The organism is Corallococcus caeni (genome assembly GCF_036245865.1).
GTDB classification, from domain to species: Bacteria; Myxococcota; Myxococcia; order Myxococcales; family Myxococcaceae; genus Corallococcus; species Corallococcus caeni.
The window spans coordinates 703,551-726,074 of record NZ_BTTW01000002.1; the positions used below are offsets into that span (position 1 = coordinate 703,551).

Here is a 22,524-nt window from a genome sequence, read left to right on the forward strand (position 1 = left end):
CCAGCGGGACCCGGGCGAAAAGGGCGGGGGCACTGTCCATTCCCCATCCCCGGGACACGGCATGCTTCCGTGAGTGGACAGGGGTAGGGCGCCAGCGGGTTCCCTCCCTGGGTAGGCGTGCTCACCTTCCAGGCGACGCGGACTCCGTGCCTCGGACCCGCGCCGGGACCGTTTCCAGGAGGGTTTTGCATGGCACGAGGAAGCAAGGAGAAGTACTCGGCGAAGCAGAGGCGCATGGCCGAGCACATCGAGAAGGGCTACGAGGACAAGGGCACCGGCGAGAAGACCGCGGAGGCCCGCGCCTGGGCCACGGTGAACAAGCTCACCGGTGGTGGACTGAAGGGTGGCTCCGGCAGCAAGGCGAAGGTGGCCCGCCGGCGTCCCACGGCCCGCAAGAACGCGCGCAAGGCCGGGCGCGTGGGCGGAAAGCGCCGCGCGGCCACCGCGAAGAAGAGCGCCACCTCCAGCCGCAAGCGGGCCACGCCCGCCCGGGCGAAGCGCACCACCACCGGCCGCAAGGCCACCTCGCGCACCGGCACCGCCGGCAAGCGCTCCACGGCCCGCAAGAGCAGCACGGCGCGCCGGGGCACCGCTCGCAAGAGCACCGCGTCCCGCTCCCGCGCGAAGCGCGGCGGTTCGCGCAAGTAGCGCCTCCCGGGCTCCGGGTGACGGGCTCCACCGGTGGCCACGGGTGCGTGGCCGCCGGGGGCGCTTGCAGTGCTTGCGTGACGTCAGCGCGACGCCGGGTCCTTCGGAGGCCACGGGTTCGTGGCCGCCTTCACGCTGTCCTTCGCCTCAGCGCGACTCCTCGTCCTTGGAGGTGTCCCGCGACGCCGCGTCCCACGGCCAGGCCTCGGGGTCCTCTTCCAGGCGGCGCAGGAGCTCCGCGGGGTCCTTCACCAGCGTGCGGCAGCCGGCCGTGCGCAGGTCGTCCGCGCGGAAGCCGCCGCACAGCACGCCCACGGACGCCAGGTGCAGCTTGCCCGCGGCGAGCGCGTCGTACGGCGTGTCTCCCACCACCACCACCGTGGCGGGGTCCGGCTTGCCCAGCTTCGCGAGCGCGGCCTCGAAGATGTCCGGGTGCGGCTTGCTCTTGTCGACCTCGTCCTTGTTCGTCTTCGCCTCGAACAGGCCGTCGATGCCGCACAGCTCCACGTAGCGCTTGAGCTCGTCGTCCTTGGCGCTGGAGGCCAGGGCCACCTTGCGGCCGCGCTTGCGCAGCTGCTGGAACAGCTCCTTCACGCGCGGGAAGGGGCGCACCTTGGGCAGGAACTCGCGCTTGAAGAGCGCGGAGCGGTACTCCTCCAGGTCCTTGCCGAAGCGCTCCAGCTCCTCGTCGTTGAAGAAGACGGGCAGCAGCTGGTCGGCGCCCTTGCCAATCTGGCTGCGCACGTGCGCGAACGGGATGTCCCGCCCGAACTCGATGAACGACCGGCGCCAGGCCTCGGCGTGCTCGTCCACCGAGTCGATCAGCGTGCCATCCACGTCGAAGATGACGTTCTCAACCATGCGCGGCGAACCTCCGCCGCCCAAGGTGGCGATGGCTGACGGAACGGTCAACCGCCCGAGGGTGGCTTCGGTCCACTCTCCTGCGCTTCGCTGTCCACGAGTGTCCGGGTCTGCACGCTGTATCCGTCCGGCGTGGCAGGGGTGAAGGCGTCGTTGGGCAGCGAGCCCTTCAGGTCCACCTTGGACAGCACCGTCTCCCCCTGCTTCGCGTCCCCCAGCCAGCGGGTGAGCTTTCGCGGCACGCACAGGCCCAGCGAAGCGTCGCAGTGCTCCTCCTCCATCCGCACCTCCGCCCGGGTGCCGTCCGGCGCGCGCGTCTTCTTGGCCAGGAAGTCCAGCGTGGGCCAGCGCAGCACGTACGTCACCTCCACGCCGCCGCCCGCCTCGCCCTCCAGCCCCATGGACAGCTCCACCGCCTCCTTCGCCTGGGGCAGGCCGGTGGTGCGCTTCGCCTTCGCGCTGCGCAGGAGCAGCGGCGCGCGGAAGCCGTCCGGCACGAAGGGGGTGAAGATTTCAGTGAGGAACGCGGACAGCTTCTCCGCGGAGACCTGCGACGTGAAGGTGGTGAACTGCTTCGTCGCCTCCACCTGCTCGTACAGGTGCTTGCCGTCCCACCACACCTGCCGCGCCTGGGGGGCGGACACGGTGCCGCGCATCTTCTGGGGCGCGCGGTACGCGAAGGTGAAGCCCGCGGAGGCCGTATCCCCTTCCGTCTGGGTGCCCTCCAGCTGGTAGGCCTGGAGCTTCGCGTCGCGCGCGGCCAGCTTCTCGCGCACCTGGGCCATCAGCTCCGCGTCGTTCGCGCCTCCGGAGGAGGACGAGCGGCACGCGAGGAGGCACACGAGGGGCAGCAGGAGGAGGGCGCGCATGGGGGGGCTCAGGGACGGGCTCGGAGACGGGCTGGAAATGGAAAAGGCCCCGCTGTCGCCAGGGGGCCTTCGGACTGCCTCGGTGAGGAGGCAGCGTGGACTACTTCACCGCCACGCCGGTCGCGGAGGAGCTGGTGATGCCGATGATGGTGCCGAACAGGGCGAAGATGCCGTGACGGGGCGTGGTGCTCGCCGACTTCAGGTCCACCTTGGAGGCGCCCATGGCCTTCGCCTCGGTGATGAGGAGCTTGTTCACCACGGTGTCCAGGTCGCTCTGGACGATGTCGATGATGTGGAAGATCGCGGTCAGGCCCAGCGAGCTGCCCTGGATGACGGCCACGGCCTCGCCGTTGGCGGCGATCTCGGAACCGGAGACGACGGCGGACTCGACGCTGGTGCAGCCCACGAGCGAGGCGGCGGCGACGGCGGACAGGATGAACTTCTTCATGGTTATCTCCCCAACTGACGGTGGCTTGGATGGTGGCGGGACGGCCCGGACGGGCGCTCCGCCGTTCGGTGAAACCGCAAGCGGCGCGGTTCGTAGCAGAAGGCTTTTTCAAGTCAAGGACCCGGGACGGAGTAATCCGGGTTGTGTTTGACACTTCATCCGCCAGGCGCCCCCGGACCGGTCGCCCCTCTTGCGGACGTGAGGCATCTTCGCGCATGCACCCGGTTTCCCTTCCGCGTCCCGCCCCGTCCCGCGTCTGGCTGCACCTGCTGCTGTTCGGGGTGACGCTGGGGACGACGTTCCTCGCGTACCTGCTGCTCTTCGGGCGCTCGTTCCCGTTCAGCGGGGGCGGACTGCTCGCGGAGGACCGGACGCAGGCGCTGTTCTTCAGCGTGTCGCTGCTCTCCATCCTGGGCTCGCACGAGATGGGGCACTACGTGCTCGCGCGCTGGCACCGGGTGGACACGTCGCTGCCGTACTTCATTCCGCTGCCGGTGCCGGGGAGCCTGGGCACGCTGGGCGCGGTCATCCGGCTGCGCGGGCGCATCCCCACGCGCAACGCCCTGGTGGACATTGGCGCCGCGGGGCCGCTGGCGGGCCTGGTGGTGGCGCTGCCGCTGCTCTACTGGGGGCTCTTGCACTCCACGGTGGTGGACTCGCCGGCGGTGCCGTCCGCGTTCCCCGGTGAGTCGTCGCTGTGGGTGCTGGGGCAGAACCTGCTGCACTGGGTGATGGAGAGGGTGACGCAGGCGCCGCCGGCGGCGGACCCCGTCTACACGAGCCACCAGACGCTGTTCGGCGACAACCTCATCATGAAGGCGCTGACGTGGCTGGCGCTGGGCCCCGTGCCGGAGGGCAAGGACGTGGTGGTGCACCCGGTGGTGATCGCCGCGTGGTTCGGCCTGCTGGTGACGCTGCTCAACCTGTTGCCCGTGGGGCAGCTGGACGGCGGGCACCTGACGTTCGCGGTGTTCGGGGCGAAGGCCCGCCTGGTGGGGCAGGGCGTGGCGCTGGTGCTGCTCTTCCTCACGGTGTTCGTCACCGCGTCGTGGGGCCTGTGGCTGGTGGTGGCGAGCAAGGTCGTGGGCTTCGGCCACCCGGAGGTGGTGCGGCCGGAGGAGCCCCTGAGCCGCTCGCGCAAGCTCATCTGCGCGCTGTGCCTGCTGGCGCTGGTAGGGTGCGCGATGCCCATTCCGCTGCGAGAGGTGTGGTCATGAAGTACCAGTGCGAAGGCTGCGAGCGGCTGGTCCCGGTGGAGTCTTTCCGCATCGAGGACGGCCAGCTGGCCGTGACGTGCCGGGTGTGTGGCGCGAAGACGCTCGCGGGGCCGTCCCCGTCCGCGTCGCCCGTGGCCCCGCAGGAGGTGTCCCGGGAGGACGCGCCGGGAGCTCGCGGAGGGGACGGCGCCGCCGTGGCGCTGCCCGCGCCGGAGGTGTTCGTGCCCCCCGCGCCCGCTCGCGCCAGCGTCACCGCGCTGCGGGTGGTGCGCTCCGATGCGGCCTCCATCGTCGCGCCGGACTTCGACGGGGACCCCTTCCAGGCACCGCCGGGCCACTGCCCCAAGTGCGTGGCGCCCATGCGTGACGACGCCGGAGCCTGCGCGCAGTGCGGGCTGGTCTACGCCAACTTCATCCCGGACGAACACCAGCCCTCCGGGCTCCTGGCCACGGAGTGGCACGCGCTGATGGGCACGTGGCACGACTGGGACGCGCACGACCGCCTGCTGTCCCAGGCGATGGTGCGAGGGGAGCTGGCCATGGTGGGCCGGCTGTACCGCCTGCGGCTGGCCCGGGCGCCGAACGACGCCCAGGCGCTGCGCGGGCGGGAAGAGGTGGTGCGCCGGGTGACGTCCGCGGCGCCGCTCGCCTCCGACGGTCCGTCCCCGGCGCTGGCTCGCAAGGTGAAGAACACGGTGATGGGCGCGGTGCTGGTGGTGGCCCTGGTGCTGGTGCTGGTGCTCTTCCAGATACTGCGCGGGTCCTTCTAGGCAAAAAGGCCCCCAGGGGGCGCTGGCCGGCCCGCTTCCCGGGCGGGCGGGGGCCAGGGCTTCAAGGCCGTGTGACGGAACGCGCGGGGGGCGCCGGGCGCTGTTATCCTGCGGGGCCTCCTTTTCCGCGCCCTCCTGCCCCCCGAAGACCGCCGCATGTCCGCGCCCGCGCCCCGTCCCCCTTCTGTCGACAGCCTGCTGGGTCCTGGTGGCGCGCTGGAAGAGGCGCTGCCCGCGTACGAGCACCGCCCGGAGCAGCTCCAGATGGCGCGCGCCGTGGAGCGGGCCTTCACGGAGGGCAGCTACCTGCTGGCGGAGGCCGGCACGGGCACGGGCAAGACGCTGGCCTACCTGGTGCCCGCGCTCCTGTCGGGGCGCAAGGTGGTGGTGTCCACGGCCACGAAGACGCTGCAGGACCAGGTGTTCTTCAAGGACCTGCCGCTGCTCAGCGAGAAGCTGGGGCTGCGCTTCGAGGCGGCCTACCTCAAGGGGCGCGGCAACTACCTGTGCCTGCACCGCTACGAGTCCTTCGAGAAGGATCCGCAGTTCGTCTCGAAGGAAGAGGCGAAGCAGTGGCCGCTGCTCAAGAAGTGGGTGACGCAGACGGAGACGGGGGACCGGGCGGAGCTGGACCTGCCGGAGTCCTTCGCCGCGTGGTCGCGGCTGTCCACCACGTCGGAGACGTGCCTGGGCTCGCGCTGCTCGCTGTATGAAACCTGTTTCGTCACGCGGATGCGCAAGCGCGCGGAGGTCGCGGACCTGCTGGTGGTGAACCACCACCTGTTCTTCGCGGACCTGGCGCTGCGCAGCTCCGGCAAGCGCACGGAAGGGGTGCTGCCCTTCTACGACGCGGTCGTCTTCGACGAGGCGCACGCGCTGGAGGACGCGGCCAGCAGCCACTTCGGCTGCAGCGTGTCCAACTACCGGCTGGAGGAGCTGTCGCGCGACGCGGTGGCGGCCCTGCCGGTGAAGGACGAACGGCACGCGACGCTCTCCGCGCTGGCCCAGCGGGTGCGCTCGCACGCGGACGCGCTGTTCCTCCAGGCGCCGCGCGCGCTGGGGCTGTCCAGCCAGGAGTCCACCGTGGCCCTGCGCCCGGAGACGATGGGCAAGCTGTCCGGCGCGCTGGAGCAGGTGCGCGAGGGACTGGCGGCGCTCGCGTCCTTCGCGGGCAGCGAGCGCGAGCCGGAGCTGGCCGCCATCCACCGCCGCGCGGAGGAGATGGCGGAGCAGCTCACGTTCCTGGAGAAGTCCGAGTCCGCGGACCACGTGTACTGGGCGGAGGCGCGAGGCAAGGGGCTGTTCCTGCGCGCGAACCCCATCGACGTGGCGAAGGAGCTGCGCGACCGGCTCTACGGCGCGCTGGACACGGTCGTCTTCACCTCCGCGACGCTCGCGGCGGACAGCCGCTTCGACTTCTTCGCCAAACGCATGGGCATGTACGACGAGGAGGGCCAGCCGGTGACGCGCGTGCGCACGCTGGCGGTGCCCAGCCCGTTCGACTTCCCGCGCCAGTCCGCGCTGTACCTGCCCACGCACCTGCCGGACCCCAGCGCCCCGGGCTTCATCGAGGCGGCGGCCGAAGAGATCATCCAGCTGTGCGAGGTGACGGGCGGCCGCGCGTTCGTGCTCTTCACGTCCCTGCGCAACATGGTGCGCGCGTACGAGCTGACGGCGACGCGGCTGCCCTATCAAGCCCTGCTCCAGGGCGAGCGGCCCAAGCAGCAGCTGCTGGACGCCTTCCGCCAGACGCCCAGCGTGCTCTTCGCCGCGCACAGCTTCTGGGAGGGCGTGGACGTGCCCGGGGACGCGCTGAGCCTGGTCATCATCGACCGGCTCCCGTTCGCCTCACCGGGCGACCCGCTGGTGGCCGCGCGCATCCGCCAGATCCAGGCGCGCGGTGAGGAGCCGTTCGACCAGTACCAGCTGCCGCAGGCGGCGCTGGCGCTGCGGCAGGGCTTCGGGCGGCTCATCCGCACGCAGGCGGACCGGGGTATCGTGGCGATGCTGGACCGCCGCATCGTGACCAAGAGCTACGGCCGGGTGTTCCTCTCCAGCCTGCCGCCCGCGAAGCGGATGGAGGACACGACGGAGCTGAGCCGCTGGTTCAACGGCCCGGTGCGCCCGGTGCCGCCCGTGCGCTCGATTCGCTGAACACGTCGCGCAGGCGCAGGCCCACGCGCGCCTGGAAGGGCGGGGCCAGCGTGTCCACGCCCGCGCGGCCCGCGAGGTACTGGCGGTCGAAGAGGTTCTCCACCGCGCCGAACGCGTCCACCTTCCAGAAGAGGTGGCGGCTCACGAACAGGTCCACCACCGCCGCGCCGCCCATGCCGCGCGTGTTGAGGTCGTCCTCGTACTGCGGGCCGAAGACGCGCAGCTGCGCGGTGACGGAGACGATGGACGGGTCGTCGAAGGTGACCGCCAGGAAGCCGCGATGCCTGGGGTCCTGCGGGAGCTGGCGACCCACGAGGTCGGGCTGACCGGGCGCGCGGGTGACGACGGGGTCCACGAAGGTGTACGCGGCGAGCGCGAGCCACTGGCGGGACAGGCGCCAGTCCGCGCCCAGCTCCACGCCTCGCACGCGGGCGCGGCCCAGGTTCTGGCGCTGGCGGGTGGTGCCGTCCGGCAGGGGCGTGGCGAGGGTGACGTTGGTGATGGGCGCGTCCAGCACGTTCCAGAAGCCGGTGACGCGGCCGGTGAGCCCCCGAGGGCTGGTGGCCTCCACGCCCGCCTCGGTGCCCCAGAGGCGCTCGGCGCCCAGGTCCGGATTCGCGGCGGTGAGGACGGTGCCCACCTGGAAGGGGCGGTAGAGCTCGTTGAGCGTGGGGGCGCGGAAGGCGCGGTATGCGGAGGCGCGCAGGGTGAGCCAGTCCAGGGGCCGCACGCGCGCGGCGAGGCGCGGGCTGAGCTGGCGGGCGGTGCGGGGCTCGAAGTCGGTGGAGGGCGTGGCGCCGCCCGCGAGGCTCTCCAGCTGGTGGCCGTCGAAGTTGCGCCACGTGTCCCAGCGCAGCGTGCCGGCGAACTCCAGCGCGGGGGACACGGTGTAGAGGTCCTGCACGAAGACGCCGCCAGACACCTGCGTGCCCCGCGTGGTGCGCGCGTAGAGCGTCGTGGGGGTGTAGGCGTTGGGGAAGAGCAGCTCGTCGGCCCTGCCGTTGGAGCGGCGCACGTCCACGCCCGCGGCGAGCACGTGGGTTCCGCCCAGCGTCAGGTCCGGGCCGGTCCAGACGAGCGAGCCGCCCTGATCATTCGCGGGCACGTCCTGGAGGGCGGAGCGGACCTCGAAGTTCCGGTCCGGAGTGAGGCGGGCGCGGTCCTGCGCGAAGTGCTGGACGCGGCCGAAGAGGCCCAGCTCGAACGCGCCGGCGGTGTCCGTGCGGAGGCGGGCGCTCGCGGCGAACCACGCGAGGTCCACGCTGGCGACGGTGTACTGGGTGCCGCCGTTCTGCGTCTCGCGGAACACGCCCGCGTGGGCGGAGAGGGAGAGGTGGTCGGTGGCCTCCGCTTCGACGCGCGCCTGGGCGCTGACGTGCCTGGACGGCGTGTCGCCGTCGACGCGGCCGCGCTGGTTCTCCGGGACGATGCGGTAGCCGTCGCTGGTGAGCCCTTCGACCTCCAGCGAGGCGCCCACGCGGCCCCAGCGGTCCGCGACGCGAGCGGCGACGAAGCCGGTGCCCAGGTTGCCCACGGACATGTCAGCGTCCAGCACCGGGCCGGTGATGGGCCGGGAGAATAGCTGCACGACGCCGCCCAGCGCCGCGCTCCCGTAGAGCGCGGAGCCGCCGGTGGGGACGACCTCGATGCGGTCCAGGCCCAGGCGGGGCAGGGCGCGCCAGAACACCCAGCCGCCGTAGGGGTCGTTGAAGGGAAGCCCATCCAGCAGCACCAGCCCGCGCGCCACGCCGGAGGGCGCGAGCCCGCGAAGGTTGAGCCCCTGCGCGGTGGGGTCCGCGACCAGGGACGGCGTGCGGCGGAACGTGGCGACGGAAGGCAGCGTGCGGACGAGCGCGTCCTGCGTGAGCGTGGGGCTGCGCTCCAGCTCCTCGCGCGGAATCACCACCGTGGTGGCGGGCACGTCCCGGAGCGGACGCGGCAGGCGCGTCGCGGTGACGACGGTCCGTGTTTCGGTTGGAGGCTCGCGCTCGGTGGCAGGGGCCGTGCCCCCCTCCACGTCCTGCGCGATGGCCACTCCGGGCAGCAGCAACGCCAGACCGATGCCGTAGGAGAGCGACAGCCGGGAAGGAACGCGCGGTCCAGTCATCGCGCTCCGCTCTACTGGATGTCGGACCGCCGGGCGAGCAATGGCGGGGCTTCCGAAAACACGAACGGCGGTGAAGCGACCGGGAGGCCACTCCACCGCCGCCGTTCACGGCCGGAAGGCCGTGGGGAACTACGCCGCGGCCATGCCGCCGCCGGAGGCGGACGGGCCCTGGTACTGCGCGTCGCCGAAGCCGAGGATGGCGTAGAAGACCGGACCGAGCAGCGCCAGGCCGATGCCGAAGCCCACGCCCTTCCCGAAGGACTTCGCCATGTCGATGCTGAGGATGATCAGCGCGATGATGTTCACGCACGGCAGGATGGCCAGCACCACCCACCACGCCGGACGGCCGACAATCTTGGTCATCACGTACAGGTTGTAGAACGGCACGATGGCCGCCCACCCCGGCTCGCCGGCCTTGGTGAACGTCTTCCACATGCCCGCGACGACCAGGCCGATGAAGGCCAGGTAGAAGATCCAGAACAGCGGCCCCGGGCCCGACGCCTGCTGGTCCTGCATCTGCTGCATCATCTCAAGCTGCTGCTGATCCATGACTTCCCCCTCGGAAGTGTGTGGGCCCGACCCCGGTGGGCGGGTCCCCGTTCACTCCCGAACAAACGCGAAGTCGGGGGGGGAATGCAAATACCTTCACCTCCCGGGGGGCGCGGTCACGCCTTCAGCGTCTCCGGCACCTGCCAGTCCGGCTTCAGCCGCTGGATGACCTTCACGAAATTCTCCTTGTCCTGGGCTTTCTCCAGGGCGGCTTCCGGGACGATGACGTCGTCCTTCACCAGCCGCTCCAGGTGCATGTCCAGGGTCTGCATGCCCATGCTCTGGCCGGCCTGCATCTTGGAGGCGATTTGAAACACCTTGCCCTCGCGGATCATCGCGGCGATGGCGGGCCCGCCCACCAAAATCTCCAGCGCGGCGACGCGGCCCTTGCCGTCCGCGGTCTTGATGAGCTGCTGGGCGACGATGCCGGCCAGCGACTCCGCGAGCATGCCGCGCACCTGGCCCTGCTCGTCCGCGGGGAAGGCGTTGATGATGCGGTCGATGGTGGCGGGGGCGCTGTTGGTGTGCACCGTGGCGAAGACGAGCACGCCGAAGCTGGCCAGCTGGAGCGCCAGCTTCATGGTCTCGTTGGTGCGCAGCTCGCCGATGAGGATGACGTTGGGGTCCTCGCGGCCGGCGGAGCGGATGGCGGTGGCGAAGCTGGAGGCGTGCGGGCCCACCTCGCGGTGGGTGACCTGGGCCTTGAGCGACTCGTGCACGAACTCCACCGGGTCCTCGATGGTGAGCACGTGCGAGGCGCGCGTCTTGTTGATGTGGTTGATCATCCCCGCGAGCGTCGTGGACTTGCCTGAGCCCGTGGGGCCCGTCACCAGCACCAGCCCGCTGCGGCGGTCCGCCAGCTTGCGCACCACCTCCGGCGTCTTCAGGTCCTCCAGCGACAGCACCTTGCTGGGGATGGTGCGGAACACCGCGCCAATGCCGGTCATCTTGTAGAAGTAGTTCGCGCGGAAGCGGGCCTTGGTGCCGTAGCCGTAGGCGAAGTCCAGGTCCAGCTCCTCCACGATCTGCCGCTTCTGTTCGGGCGAGCAGATTTCGAAGAGCAGCGACTCCAGCTCCTCGGAGGTGAGGGGCTCGTCGCGCAGGGGCACGAGCTCGCCGCGGATGCGGCCCAGGGGCGGGTAGCCCACGCCCAGGTGCAGGTCGCTGCCCTTCCTGTCCAGCAGCACGTCGAACCAGGTCGCGATGCGAGGGGTGTCCGTCATGTCAGGCGCCCTTCTTGCCAAGCAGTGAGCCCACCTTGGACAGCATCCGCGCGCCCTCCTGGGCGGACGCGGGCGGGGACACGGTGGGAGCGGCGCCGGGCCTCCTGCCCGTCACCATGGCTTCAATCTCGTCCGGGTTCTCCGCGAAGCCCTTCACGGTCTCCAGCGTCGCCTTGCCGGAGCGCGCCAGGTCCGCGAGCGAGTCCTCGAAGCGGATGATGCCCAGCGACTTGCCGCGCTGCTGGAGCGAGGGGATCTGGAACGTCTTGTTGTCGCGGATGAGGTTGCCCAGGGCCACGGAGCCGGTGAGCACCTCGGCGGCGGCGACCATGGACTTGCCGTCCGCGCTGGGCATCAGCCGCTGGCTGACGATGAGGCGCAGGCCGCTGGAGAGCGACAGCCGCACCTGCTGCTGGTCTCCCGGCGGGAAGAGGTCGATGAGCCGGTCGATGGTCTTCGCCGCGCTGGGCGTGTTCATGGTGCTGATGAGCAGGTGGCCCGTCTCGCTGGCGGCGAGCGCCATGCGCACGGTCTCCGTGTCGCGCAGTTCGCCCACGACGATGACGTCCGGGTCCTCGCGGAGGCTGCCCTTGAGGGCGCTGGCGAAGGTGCGGGTGCTGGTGCCCACCTCGCGCTGGCTGATGAGGGCGCGCTTGCGCGGGTGCACGAACTCCACCGGGTCCTCCACGGTGAGCACGTGGTGCGTCGTCTCCCGGTTGATGATGTCCACCAGCGCCGCGAGCGTGCTCGTCTTGCCGTGGCCGGACGGGCCGGTGAGCACGATGAGGCCCTGGTGGTGGTGCGTGGCCTTGGCGATGTCCGCGGGCAGGCCCAGCGACTCCAGGGTGGGGATCTCCCGGGCGATGAGGCGGAAGGTGCCCTTGAGGCCCGTGCGCTGGCGGCCCACGTTGACGCGGAAGCGGCCGGTGTCCTCGGAGTCCAGCGCGAAGTCCACGCTGCCGTCCTTCTCCAGCACGGGCCGCAGCCGCTCCGGGATGATGGGCAGCAGCAGCCGCTCCACCGTCTCCGGTGACAGCGGCGTGTCCTGGGGCAGCAGCTCCCCGGCGATGCGCAGCAGCGGAGGCCGTCCCGCCACCAGGTGCAGGTCGCTGGCGAGCATGCTGCGCGCCTGCTCAAGCAGCACGGCCAGGTCCCGGCCCGGAGCGGAGGTCGTGCGCGAGATGGGGATGATCCGCGCGGGAGGATTCGACGCGGCTGGCGGATGGGCCGCCGCGCCCCCGTGGGCCGCGGATGCGCCCGCGTGGGGGGCCGCACCGCCGTACGCGGAGGCCGCGCCCGCCTGCGGTGACGCGGCCGCGACGCCGGCGGCTCCGCGCGCAGCGGCGCCCACCGTGGCGCCTCCCGCACCGAAGCCACCGGGCGGAGCGGCTCGCGCGGCCGCCTCCGCAGGGGCGGACACGGCGGGCATGCCCGCGTAGGGCGTGCGCGTAGGGGCCTGCGCGGACACCGCCGGCACTCCCGCGTAGGGCGTCCGAGTGGGCGCGGGAGCCGGGGCCTGAGCCGCCGCCGCCGCGGGAGCCGGGGCCTGCGCCGCACCCTCCGCGCCTCGCGTGAGGCGCACGTTCATCAGCTCGCCCCGGCGCACCGCCGCGATGGAGATGGAGCCCAGGCCGGTGGCGTTCACCGTCCACTGCACCGGCGTCTCCGACACCGTGGACGCCCGCGCCATGCCCACCATTGCCTGGAGGGCCTTCACGAGATCATCGGTGGAGAGGGCGCCGGGATCGACGGGCTCGTAGCCGGTGGCGCCGCGCACCATCGGAGGACGGCCGCTGGCCAGGGCCAGCTCGGTGATTCCGGGACGCGACAGATGACGCAGCAGCTCAGCGAGCGGTTTCATTCGGGGGGAGGCCCCACCGCTGCCGTGCGTCAGGCCCGGCGGGGTGGAAACGCCCGCGAGGATAGTCGACCGCCGCGTCCCAGGTCATCCTGTGGGCATGTCCCCCAACGCACGACGGGAGCGGCCGTGTGAGGGCCCCTCCCGTCGGGTACAGCTGGTGGCTGGGGTGCGGCGGACTACAGCTCGCGCGACATCAGGAGCCGCAGCTTGCCGGACTTCTTGGAGACCACCGTGGCCACCGTGGTGAAGCCCGCCTTGCGGTAGAAGCCCACCGCGGGCGCGTTCGCGGGGTCCACGCGCAGGGCGATGGTCTTGCGGTACATGTCGCGCGCCGCGTCCAGCGCCTTGTCGAGCAGCTTCTCGCCCACACCCTGGCGCCGCAGCTCCGGCTTCACCACGATGTTGCGCAGGTAGGCCGCGCCCGGCACCGGGCCGTCGCGCTCCACCGTCACGTAGCCCACCACCTGGTTCTGGATCCGCGCCACGTGGAGGAAGGGCTTGAGCTGGGTGAGGGCCTTGAGGCTCTCCTCCTGGCTCTCCCCCCGCCCCTTCCAGGGCTCGGAGTTGGCGCGAAGGGCCGACACCGTGGTGAGGTCCTCGTCGGTGGGCGGCCCGAATTTGACCCCGTTCACCAGATCATTGGGGAGCGTCGCTCCATCCAGCACCGGCGTGGGGGCCGCCACCTCGACGCCAGGGTCCACCTGCTTCATCGTCATCGCCTTGCTCCTCCGTCGCGTCCGCGATCCTAACCGGTCCCCCCGTACCCATGCACGCGATCATTCCGCGCGCATTGTCCTGTTTTCCGTGTGGGGAGACGTCCTCCTCCCAGGCGGGGAGCAGGAACTTCTGGAAACGTCGCGCGCGGCGGCGTCATTCCGGGAAGACGCGTCCCGCCCCGTCGTCTGGACTGCGAGCGGCCTTCCGCGCGGGACGTGAGGCCATTATAAAACCCCTGTCCGGGTCCCCCTCGGTCCGAGCTCTGCCCCTTGCAACTCAATCACGCCCAGCGCGAGCTGACGCTCAAGATCGTCTATTACGGCCCCGGGCTCAGCGGGAAGACGACGAACTTGCGCAAGCTGCACGCGCGAGCGCGGCCGGACGTGCGAGGGCGCCTCCTGTCGGTGGACACCCACGACGACCGGACGCTCTTCTTCGACCTCCTGCCCGTCTTCTTCTCCACCTCCACGGGCTTCAAGGTGAAGGTGAAGCTCTTCACCGTGCCCGGCCAGGTCATCCACAACGCCACGCGGCGGGTGGTGCTCCAGGGCGCGGACGCGGTGGTCTTCATCGCGGACAGCCGCAGGGGCGCGGCGCAGGAGAACAACAGCTACTGGCGCAACCTCCAGGAGAACCTGCGGGAGATGGAGCTGGACCCCACGCAGGTGCCGGTGGTCATCCAGTTCAACAAGCGCGACCTGCCGGACAGCCTGACGGACGCGGAGCTGGCGGAGGTGCAGCGCCGGGGCAGCCAGCCGGTGGTGGGCTCCGTCGCCGTGCGAGGCGAGGGCGTGGTGGAGACCTTCCACGCCGTGGTGCAGACGGCCTGGCGCGCGCTGGAGGGCCGGGCGCAGCTGTCGCGCAACGTGGGCCTCAGCGAGGAGGAGTTCCTGGGGCAGATCTTCCGTCACATCGACCTGAGCGGGACGGCGTTGGAGGGGCGGTACGGGCCCGGCGCCATTCCCGGCGGCAGGGAGAGCGGGAGGGCGCCATGAGCGGCCCATCCAGCGGAGGACCCCGGAACACCGCGAGCGCGCCCCGGCGCGAGTCCGCGCTCCAGCGGCGGCTGTCGCTGGGGGACCTCTTGGACCTGCCGTCCTTCACGGAGGTGGTGAAGGGCTTCAGCGACCTGTACCGCGTGGGCATCAAGGTGCTGGACACGCGCGGCAACAAGCTGGCGGACGTGAAGGTGGGCCACGGCGACTTCTGCGCCTACGTCTTCTCCTTCCCGGACGGCCGCCACGCGTGCACCGCCATGGTGGGCCGGGTGAAGGACGGCCCCGTGCTGCCGGAGGCCGGCGGGCGCGTGGCGGACGGCGACGTGTCAGAGGCGGCGGGCCTCATCGCGCTCACGTGCTTCACCGGCCTGCGCTACGTGGTGATGCCGGTGCGCTGGGACGGCGACATGCTGGGCCGGGTCATCCTGGGGCCCTTCACGCCGGAGGAGCTGGCGGACTTCCCCCAGACGCTCACCGGCATCCAGGGGCTGGACCTGGAGCGCGCGCAGGAGCTGCTGGGCCGCGTGCGCCGCGTGCCGGAGCGCACCGCCGCGCAGGTGCTGGGCCACTTCGGGCAGGTGCTGGGGGCGCTCGTCGCCAGCGGGCAGAAGGCATACCTGGCCACGCACCTGCATCTGGAGTCCACGCTGGAGGTGCACCGCGAGCTGGAGGCGCAGAACGCGCGGCTGCTCCAGGCGAACGCGCGGCTCAAGGAGCTGGACCGGCTGAAGTCCACCTTCCTGGGCACGGTGAGCCACGAGCTGCGCACGCCGCTCGCGTCCATCCTCGGGTACTCGGAGATGATGGCGGAGGGGCTGGCGGGGCCGCTCAACCCGGAGCAGCTCCAGTACGTGCGCACCATCGTGGAGAAGGGCGAGACGCTCCTCTCGATGATCTCCTCGCTCCTGGACCTGAGCCAGATTGAAGCGGGCCGCCTGCGCCTGTCCATGGCGCCGGTGGACCCCGGCTACGTCATCCAGACGGCGGTCTCGAGCGTGCTGCCGCAGGCGCAGCGCAAGGGCCTGGAGCTGGAGGTGCGGCTGCCGCACACGCCGCAGCCCCGGCTGGCCGGGGATTTGGACAAGCTGCGCCAGGTGGTGGTGAACCTGCTGGCCAACGCGGTGAAGTTCACGCCCGCGGGCGGCCGGGTGAAGGTGACGCTGTCGGACGCGGCGATGCAGCAGGAGCTGGGCGTGCCCGGCTACCGCATCAGCGTGGAGGACACCGGCGTGGGCATCCGCGCCGAGGAGTTCGAGCGCATCTTCCAGAGCTTCTACCAGGTGGACGGCAGCTCCACGCGCGAGTTCGGCGGCGCGGGGCTGGGCCTGGCCATCGTGAAGAGCCTGGTGGAGGGCCACGGCGGCCGGGTGCGCGTGGAGAGCGAGTTCGGCCACGGCTCGCGCTTCATCGTCCAGCTGCCGCTGCACCCGCCCATGCAGGACCGCGGGCTGTCCGCCGCGCCGCCCATGCCGGAGCCGGACCGCTTCTGAAGACAGACAGCCCTGCCCGGGCGCGGCTGGCACCCGGACAGGGACTGGCTCACCACGGGGACCGCGAGACGGCCTACGGGTAACCCCAGCAGGCGGAGCGGCGCACCGTGCCGAAGTAGTAGAGGCAGAAGCTGTCGGAGGCCTCGATGCAGCGGCCGTAGCCGCCCACGTACGGGTCGCTGTAGTAGCCCACCACGTAGAGCGTGTTCGACGGGTCGCCCGCGCACGTGGTGAGGCAGTAGTTGTAGTTCCAGCCGGTACACACGGCCATGGCGTTGACCTCGCGACCTTCGCCGCTGTCACCGGCGTAGTCCGCCACCGAGACCAACGGAGGCACGGGCACGTCCTGCTGCTGCGCGTCCGTGACGGCGGGCGTCTGGGTCTCCTCGCCCATGCCCTCCTCGGGAGCGGGACCACAGGCCACGGCGAGTGCCGCCATCGCGGACGCAAGGAACAGCTTCGAAGCCTTCATCGGGACCTCCAGGGGGTGGTTTCGGCAATGCCTCTGCCTGGGGCGGGCGCCCCGGGCGCGTGAAGCCAGACGGCTTCGCGCATTGCTGATTTACCAAGCTAAACAGGTATTAGCATCTTAAGGGCTATATCCTGTTTAGTCCTGGAAAGTCGGAAAGTGACATGGACGACGGTCCAGGTCAGGGGAGGAGGGTGGGCAGGCGCGTCTGCACCAGTGCGCCCGCGAGCCCCAGCAGCATGACGACGCCCAGCGCGCGGCCCAGCCGCAGCGTGAGCGAGCGTTGCTCCGACACGCGCGCCACGAGGATGAAGTTGATGGCGGCGCTGGCGAGCGACGCGATGATGGCGCCCACGCCGGCCGTCGTGGGGGAGATGGTGCCGTTGGCGCACAGCGACGCGGCGGACGCCACGGCGGACGCGCTGGACACCAGTCCGCCCAGGGCGCTCACCGCGTAGAAGCCCCAGCGACCCAGGAGCGTCTGGCCCACGGTGCCCACCACCTGGAGCGCCAGGAAGATGAGGCCGAACTTCAGCGCGGACGGCAGCGAGAAGGGCGACTTCAGGGGCAGGGCGGGCGGTTCCGCGCCGGGCGCGACCTCCGTGCGCGAGCGCATCAGCGCCAGGCCCGTGCTGGACAGGAGGATGAGGACCAGCGGGATGGCGGAGTCCACGAGCGCCCGGAAGGAGAGCAGCCCCAGCAGGACGGCGTTGCGCAGCGCCATGGCGGCCGTGGCCAGCATCACGCCCCGGTACGCCACGTCGAGCAGGCGCCCGGACGTCTCACGCACGCGGTTGGCCAGCTCCGCCACGGTGACGGTGCTGTTGACGAGCCCGCCCAGGAACCCCGTCACCTCCACGCCGTGCGTGCCGAACACCTTCCACAGGAGGTAGTTCACGAAGCCGATGGCCGCGATGAGGATGACCGTGACCCACGCGGCGCGCGGCTCGATGAGGCCCCACGGGTCCACCGGCTGCGCGGGCAGCACCGGGTAGATGGCGAAGGCGAGGATGGCCAGGAGGATGGCGCTCCTCAGCTCCTCGGCGGTGATTTTGTGGCTGAAGGTGGCCAGCCGCTCCTTCCACGCGAGCAGGCCCGCCGTCGTCACGCCCACGGCCGCAGGCGTCACGGTATGGCCCAGGCCGCAGAGTACGCCGGTGAAGCCCGTGACGAGCAGCGCGGCGGACGTGGTCAGCTCCGCGCCGCCGTTGGCGCGCAGGGACTGCCAGTTGAGGAAGCACAGCAGCACCCCCAGCAGCGCGAGGCTGAGCAGCGCGAAGTTCGGGCCCAGCAGGCCGCCCATGCCGCCCAGCAGCGCCGCGAAGCCGAACGTGCGCAGGCCGGCCTCCTTGCCGCGCCACTCGCGCTCCAGCCCGACGAACAGGCCCACCGCGAGCGCGAGCGTCAGCCGCATCAGCGTCTGCAGCGGCGGCCAGGAGACGACGGGGGGAAGACCTTCCATCATGGCGAAACCCTCTCTGCATCCCTCATGCTCGCCCGAGGCGCGGACGTCAACGCCGCGGCCCGTCACGCCAGGCCTCGCCTCAGGTGAGGGCGCGGGGGCCTTCCGGGGCGGGGCCGCCGCCGCTGACGACGTGCAGCCGCTCCCAGCCCCGGCGCGCGAGGAGTTGCTGCAGCTTGGGCCGCAGCGCCGCCTGCAGCGCCTTCGCTCCGGCCTCGTCCTTCAGCGACAGCGCGGGCAGCGACCAGCGCTCGCGCACGCGCGCGTCCATGCCGGGGGCCTGGCCCGCGACGTCGATGAGGACGTTGTGCGACGCGGGCACGTTCCGGTCGCGCGCTGGGGCGGCGCGCAGGTTCGCCTCGCGCATCAGCGTCGCCACGGCGAGCGGCGGCCCGTCATCCAACCCCGAGCCCGGAGGCGGCGACACCACCGCGTGGGCCCGGTCCGGGTGCGCCAGCGTGTTGAAGAGGGCGGCGGCCAGGTGCGCGGGCCCTGCCTCCGCGCACTCGAAGACGACGGTCTCCACGGCCGTGGCCACGGGCCGGGGCGTGCCCCCCAGCAGCCACCGGAAGAGGAACACCGCCAGCGCCGCGCCCAGCAGCTGCGCCGCGATGAAGGACTCCACCTCCCACGGGCTCATCACGCCCATGTGGGCGCTGGCCGCGCGCGCCAGCACCAGCGCCGGGTTCGCCAGCGAGCGCGAGTCCGTGAACCACACCGTCGCGGCCACGTACCCCGCGATGGCCAGCGGCGTCGCCGACGGCCGCGTGCGCACGCAGCCGCGCACCACCACCAGCAACCCGAACGTCGCCACCATCTCCGTGAGGAACCGGGCCCCGTCCGCCGCGGGCAGCTTCGAGGTGAGCAGCAGCGGTTCGTTGCACATGCGGTGCGCCACGAGCCGCCCCACCAGGCTCCCGGACAGCTGCGCCAGCGCGTACAGCGGCACCTCGCGCCAGGGCGTGCGGTCCCCCAGCGCGTCCGCGAAGGTGAGCGCGGGGTTCAGGTGCGCGCCCGACAGCGGCCGGAGCACCCACAAGAGGCACGCCAGCACCGCGCCGCACGACAGGGACATGAAGAGGCGGCCCTCGGTGGCGCTCGCGCCCAGGTGCTCCGCGACGTGGTGCGACCCCTCCAGCGCCACCACCAGCAGCCCGCACCCCAGCGCTTCCGTCACCAGCCGGCGGCGCAGGTCCATGGGGTTGGCGGAAGAGGGCACCCCCAGTCCTATGCCTGCACGGTCCGACACCGTCAACGCCATGGGGGCCCGCTCCCGCCCGCCGGTTCGCGGGTCGGCATTGCGTCACCGGGCGCGGGCGTGGTCTCTCTCAGCCTCCATGCCCGGCGAGTTCGACCTCATCCAACGCTTCCTCGCCTGCTTCCCACGCGCGCGGGTGCCGGTGGGGCCGGGGGACGATTGCGCCGTGCTCGCCCCCATGAAGGGCGCGCTGTGCGTCACCACCGACGCCGTGGTGGAGGACGTGCACTTCACCCGCGCGACGTTCTCCGCGGCGGACATCGGCCACAAGGCGCTCGCGGTGAACCTGTCGGACCTGGCCGCCATGGGCGCCACGCCGCGCTGGTTCGTCTGCGCGCTCGCGCTGCCCCGGGACTTCCCCGCCCGGGAGCTGTCCGCGCTCGGCCGGGGCATGGCCGCGCTCGCGAAGGAGCACCGCATCATGCTCGTGGGCGGCAACTTCACCTCCGCGCGCGAGGTGTCCGTCACCCTCACCGTCACCGGGGAGCTGTCCCGGCCGCCCATCACCCGCGCGGGCGGCAGGCCCGGGGACGCGCTCTACGTCTCCGGCACGCTGGGCGACGCCCGCCTGGGCCTCCAGCACCTCCTGGCCGGGGTCCGCCGGGGCGCGGCCGTGAAGCGCCAGCGCCGCCCGGAGCCCCGCCTCGCCCTGGGGCGGCTCGCCGCGCGCTTCGCCTCCGCCGGCATGGACGTGTCGGACGGGCTGGCCCAGGACCTGGGGCACCTGTGCGCCGCGTCCCGGGTGGGGGCGGAGCTGGAGCTGGACCGGCTGCCCCTGTCCCCTGGCGTGCGCTCGGCGCTGGGCCCGGAGGGGGCCCTGCGGGGAGGGGAGGACTACGAGCTGCTGCTCGCCGTCCCACCTTCACGCATGCAGGCGTTCGAGCGGGCGTGTGCTCGCGCCGGGCAGGCGGTGACGCGCGTTGGCGCGCTCACCCGGGAGCGGACGTTGCGGGTTCGCGACAGAGGGGGGCGCCTTCTGACCCCGCCCGCCGGATTCGACCACTTCGCCCGGTCAGGCAGGCAGATCCGGCCGGATGATTGACCCGTACCGGACAGCAAGGCTAAACCCCTGGGCTGTTTTCCGCCCCTCCCGCTGAAAGCACTCCGTGCGCCGCCCCCTTCGCGACGACCCCTCCTCTGGCCTCACCCCCCGACGCGAGCCGGTGCAGCGACTGCTGCGCGCCGTCGAGGGCCCCAAGGTGGTCCGCGAGCAGTCCCTGCACCGGAAGATCACCACCGGCTACATCCTCCTGGGCCTGCTGCTGGGCACGTGGCTGCTCTGCACGGAGAGCCTCTTCGACGCGTCCTGGGGCCGCTGGGCCTTCATCATCCGCGTGGGCGTGGGCGTGCTCCTCACCTTCGGCGGCGCGGCGTACCTGCCGGCCCTGCTGGCGCGCGTCACCCGCGTGAAGGTGCTCAGCCGCTCCGCCTTCGAGATTTCGCAGGGCGACCTGTCCAAGCCCGTGGCCGCGGAGGTGCACAGCACCCGCGACGAAATCGACGAGCTGACGGGCGCCATCTCCCGCATGCAGGAGAACCTGCGCGAGCTGGTGGGCAAGATTCAAGACACCGCCAAGAGCGTGGCGGACACCGCCATCGACCTCCAGCGCAGCGCGGAGAACGTCAACGGGTCCACGGAGGAGGTGGGCTCGTCCATGGAGAAGATCGCCAGCGGCGCGGAGACCCAGTCCCAGCTGGTGTCCCAGGCCTCCAAGGTCATCACGGAGATGGCCGGCAGCATCCAGCGCACGGCGGCCAGCGCCCTGGACGCGGCCCGCACGTCCGCGGAGACCAGCAGCAGCGCGGAGGACGGCTCCAAGGCGGCGCGGCTCGCGGGCGACAAGGTGAAGAAGGTCTTCAACCGCATCGAGTCCGCCAGCCAGCAGGTGTTCGCCTTCGGCGAGAAGACGCAGGAGATTTCGAAGATCGTCGACGCCATCACCCAGGTGGCGCAGCAGACGAACCTCCTGGCCCTCAACGCCACCATTGAAGCGGCGCGCGCGGGCGAGTACGGCCGCGGCTTCGCGGTGGTGGCGGATGAAGTGCGCAAGCTGGCGGAGAGCGCGGGCCGCTCCGCGGAGCAGATTTCCCGCCTGGCGCGCGACATCTCCGGCCAGTCCACCTCCGTCGTGAGCGCCATGAAGGAAGGCATCGCGGAGCTGGCGGAGGGCCGTGAGGACCTCACCGACATCATGCGCTCCATGGGGGCCATCACCGACACCGCGCGCAAGGGCGCGGAGAAGGTGACGCTCATCTCCGACAGCACCCGCGAGCAGATGAAGGGCAGCGAGGAGATGGTGAAGGCCATCGAGGAGATCAAGCTCGTGGCGAAGAACAACGCCAGCTCCACGGAGGCCATCCAGGCCGTCATCCAGGAGCAGACGGCCGCGGTGTCGCGGATGACGTCGCTGGCGAGCGAGCTGACCAACCTCTCCGTGGAGCTGCAGAGCGTGGTGCGCAGCTTCCGCCTGGGGCCCTGAGCCCCCGGGCCCCCGAGGGCCTCCACCGTGCGGCACGTCATCTTCCGGGTCGAGAAGGAACGCTACGGGTTGCCCTTGTCGGCCGTCCGGGAGGTCGTCGTGCCCCCGGAGCGCTACACGCGGGTGCCCCGCGCCCCGGCCGCCATCACCGGGGTGATGAACCTGCGCGGCCGGGTGGTGACGGTGGTGGAGCTGCGGCAACTCTTGCACCTGCCAGAAGGTCCCACGCCTTTGTGCCGTGTCGTGCTACTGGACCGGGGTCGCAGGGACTTGGGCCTCCTGGTGACGGATGTGGACGGCATCGAGGCGGTGGAGCGCGTGAGCGCGGCGCCGGGCAAGGCCATGCCCGCGGTTCGCGGTGTTGCCCGCCTGGGCGGTCTGGGAGTGACCGTGCTGGATCCGGAAGGACTTGATGCGGCGGTCGTTGCCTTGTTCACTCCCTCCAAGTGAGTAGCCCCCCGGAAACGGCCGGTGATAGGGTGCGCTCCCTCTAGGCCTGAAACGGAGGCGGAGTTCTTCACATGGCTAAGCGGGTGCTGGTCGTCGACGACGCCATCTTCATGCGCAACATGATCAAGGACATCTTTGCGTCTGGAGGGTTCGAGGTCGTCGGTGAGGCGGCCAACGGCCTGGAGGCCGTGGAGAAGTTCAAGGAGTTGAAGCCGGACCTCACGACGATGGACATCGTGATGCCCTTCAAGAGCGGCATCGAAGCGACGCGGGAAATCATCAAGGCCGACAGCAGCGCGGTCGTCATCATGTGTTCCGCGCTCGGGCAGGAGAGCCTGGTGATGGAGGCCATCGAGGCGGGCGCCTCGGACTTCATCGTCAAGCCGTTCCGGGCGGAGGACGTGCTGGCGGTCGTGAAGAAGGTGCTGGGCGAGGCCTGAAGCGGCGCGAAAGGGGGCCGCGCCCGCCCGGGTCGCGGCCTTGGTCCGCCTGA

General features: G+C 71.5%; 21 protein-coding genes. 10 read left to right on the plus strand and 11 right to left on the minus strand.

The window, feature by feature from the left end; translation table 11 throughout:
* The first annotated feature begins 189 nt into the window (after positions 1 to 189).
* Entirely contained in the window at positions 190 to 648 is a 459-nt protein-coding gene (locus AABA78_RS10980) for a transcriptional regulator (RefSeq protein WP_338262913.1), read from the plus strand.
* Between the two features lie 147 nt (positions 649 to 795).
* Here the strand turns inward: AABA78_RS10980 and AABA78_RS10985 are convergent, their stop codons facing one another.
* From AABA78_RS10985 to AABA78_RS10995, 3 genes are all read right to left on the minus strand, one after another.
* On the minus strand, positions 796 to 1,509 hold the full coding sequence (locus AABA78_RS10985) for an HAD family hydrolase (RefSeq protein WP_338262914.1): 714 nt from the start codon (positions 1,507 to 1,509) through the stop codon (positions 796 to 798).
* A gap of 47 nt (positions 1,510 to 1,556) precedes the next feature.
* The gene (locus AABA78_RS10990) at positions 1,557 to 2,378 is read right to left on the minus strand and encodes a hypothetical protein (RefSeq protein WP_338262915.1); all 822 of its coding nucleotides are present in this window, start codon (positions 2,376 to 2,378) and stop codon (positions 1,557 to 1,559) included.
* A gap of 100 nt (positions 2,379 to 2,478) precedes the next feature.
* A complete protein-coding gene (locus AABA78_RS10995; RefSeq protein WP_120551649.1) occupies positions 2,479 to 2,826 on the minus strand; it encodes a hypothetical protein in 348 nt (115 codons plus the stop codon).
* A 215-nt stretch (positions 2,827 to 3,041) separates the two neighbouring features.
* Between AABA78_RS10995 and AABA78_RS11000 the strand changes: the two genes are divergently transcribed.
* From AABA78_RS11000 to yoaA, 3 genes are all read left to right on the plus strand, one after another.
* Positions 3,042 to 4,043 (plus strand): site-2 protease family protein, encoded by a 1,002-nt coding sequence (locus AABA78_RS11000; protein ID WP_338262916.1) that lies wholly within the window; start codon positions 3,042 to 3,044, stop codon positions 4,041 to 4,043.
* Entirely contained in the window at positions 4,040 to 4,813 is a 774-nt protein-coding gene (locus AABA78_RS11005; RefSeq protein WP_338262917.1) for a hypothetical protein, read from the plus strand. Before AABA78_RS11000 ends, AABA78_RS11005 begins: the two co-directional genes overlap by 4 nt.
* A 156-nt stretch (positions 4,814 to 4,969) precedes the next feature.
* Positions 4,970 to 6,967, plus strand: coding sequence for a DNA repair helicase YoaA (yoaA, locus tag AABA78_RS11010; protein ID WP_171419171.1), 1,998 nt, complete (start codon positions 4,970 to 4,972; stop codon positions 6,965 to 6,967).
* Here the strand turns inward: yoaA and AABA78_RS11015 are convergent.
* The 5 genes from AABA78_RS11015 to AABA78_RS11035 all read right to left on the minus strand — a co-directional run bounded on the left by AABA78_RS11015 (position 6,921) and on the right by AABA78_RS11035 (position 13,423).
* A complete protein-coding gene (locus tag AABA78_RS11015) occupies positions 6,921 to 9,074 on the minus strand; it encodes a TonB-dependent receptor (RefSeq protein ID WP_338262918.1) in 2,154 nt (717 codons plus the stop codon). The two genes, yoaA and AABA78_RS11015, sit on opposite strands and share 47 nt — an antisense overlap.
* A gap of 129 nt (positions 9,075 to 9,203) precedes the next feature.
* A complete protein-coding gene (locus AABA78_RS11020; RefSeq protein WP_338262919.1) occupies positions 9,204 to 9,623 on the minus strand; it encodes a DUF5684 domain-containing protein in 420 nt (139 codons plus the stop codon).
* A 116-nt stretch (positions 9,624 to 9,739) separates the two neighbouring features.
* Positions 9,740 to 10,846 carry a type IV pilus twitching motility protein PilT gene (locus AABA78_RS11025; RefSeq protein ID WP_338262920.1) on the minus strand — a complete coding sequence of 369 codons (1,107 nt, stop codon included), beginning with the start codon at positions 10,844 to 10,846 and terminating at the stop codon, positions 9,740 to 9,742.
* Position 10,847: 1 nt separating this feature from the next.
* Positions 10,848 to 12,707, minus strand: coding sequence for a type IV pilus twitching motility protein PilT (locus AABA78_RS11030; protein WP_338262921.1), 1,860 nt, complete (start codon positions 12,705 to 12,707; stop codon positions 10,848 to 10,850).
* Between the two features lie 176 nt (positions 12,708 to 12,883).
* Positions 12,884 to 13,423, minus strand: coding sequence for a GNAT family N-acetyltransferase (locus tag AABA78_RS11035; RefSeq protein ID WP_120524697.1), 540 nt, complete (start codon positions 13,421 to 13,423; stop codon positions 12,884 to 12,886).
* Positions 13,424 to 13,693: 270 nt separating this feature from the next.
* Between AABA78_RS11035 and AABA78_RS11040 the strand changes: the two genes are divergently transcribed.
* Positions 13,694 to 14,419, plus strand: a complete 726-nt coding sequence (locus AABA78_RS11040; protein ID WP_338262922.1) for a GTP-binding protein — start codon at positions 13,694 to 13,696, stop codon at positions 14,417 to 14,419.
* Positions 14,416 to 15,912, plus strand: a complete 1,497-nt coding sequence (locus AABA78_RS11045; RefSeq protein ID WP_338262923.1) for an ATP-binding protein — start codon at positions 14,416 to 14,418, stop codon at positions 15,910 to 15,912. Before AABA78_RS11040 ends, AABA78_RS11045 begins: the two co-directional genes overlap by 4 nt.
* Before the next feature lie 73 nt (positions 15,913 to 15,985).
* Here the strand turns inward: AABA78_RS11045 and AABA78_RS11050 are convergent, their stop codons facing one another.
* From AABA78_RS11050 to AABA78_RS11060, 3 genes are all read right to left on the minus strand, one after another.
* Entirely contained in the window at positions 15,986 to 16,384 is a 399-nt protein-coding gene (locus AABA78_RS11050) for a hypothetical protein (protein WP_171419183.1), read from the minus strand.
* A 178-nt stretch (positions 16,385 to 16,562) separates the two neighbouring features.
* Positions 16,563 to 17,846: an MgtC/SapB family protein gene (locus tag AABA78_RS11055; protein ID WP_171419185.1), complete on the minus strand. Its 1,284-nt coding sequence runs from the start codon at positions 17,844 to 17,846 to the stop codon at positions 16,563 to 16,565.
* 79 nt (positions 17,847 to 17,925) lie between these two features.
* A complete protein-coding gene (locus AABA78_RS11060) occupies positions 17,926 to 19,062 on the minus strand; it encodes an aquaporin (RefSeq protein WP_338262924.1) in 1,137 nt (378 codons plus the stop codon).
* 118 nt (positions 19,063 to 19,180) lie between these two features.
* On the opposite strand from AABA78_RS11060, the gene thiL reads away from it, so the two are divergent.
* From thiL to AABA78_RS11080, 4 genes are all read left to right on the plus strand, one after another.
* Positions 19,181 to 20,143 carry a thiamine-phosphate kinase gene (thiL, locus tag AABA78_RS11065; RefSeq protein WP_338262925.1) on the plus strand — a complete coding sequence of 321 codons (963 nt, stop codon included), beginning with the start codon at positions 19,181 to 19,183 and terminating at the stop codon, positions 20,141 to 20,143.
* Between the two features lie 64 nt (positions 20,144 to 20,207).
* Entirely contained in the window at positions 20,208 to 21,581 is a 1,374-nt protein-coding gene (locus AABA78_RS11070) for a methyl-accepting chemotaxis protein (protein WP_171422024.1), read from the plus strand.
* Positions 21,582 to 21,608: 27 nt separating this feature from the next.
* Entirely contained in the window at positions 21,609 to 22,031 is a 423-nt protein-coding gene (locus AABA78_RS11075) for a chemotaxis protein CheW (protein WP_120578197.1), read from the plus strand.
* A 71-nt stretch (positions 22,032 to 22,102) separates the two neighbouring features.
* Positions 22,103 to 22,471: a response regulator gene (locus AABA78_RS11080; protein WP_014400067.1), complete on the plus strand. Its 369-nt coding sequence runs from the start codon at positions 22,103 to 22,105 to the stop codon at positions 22,469 to 22,471.
* The last annotated feature ends 53 nt before the right edge of the window (positions 22,472 to 22,524 follow it).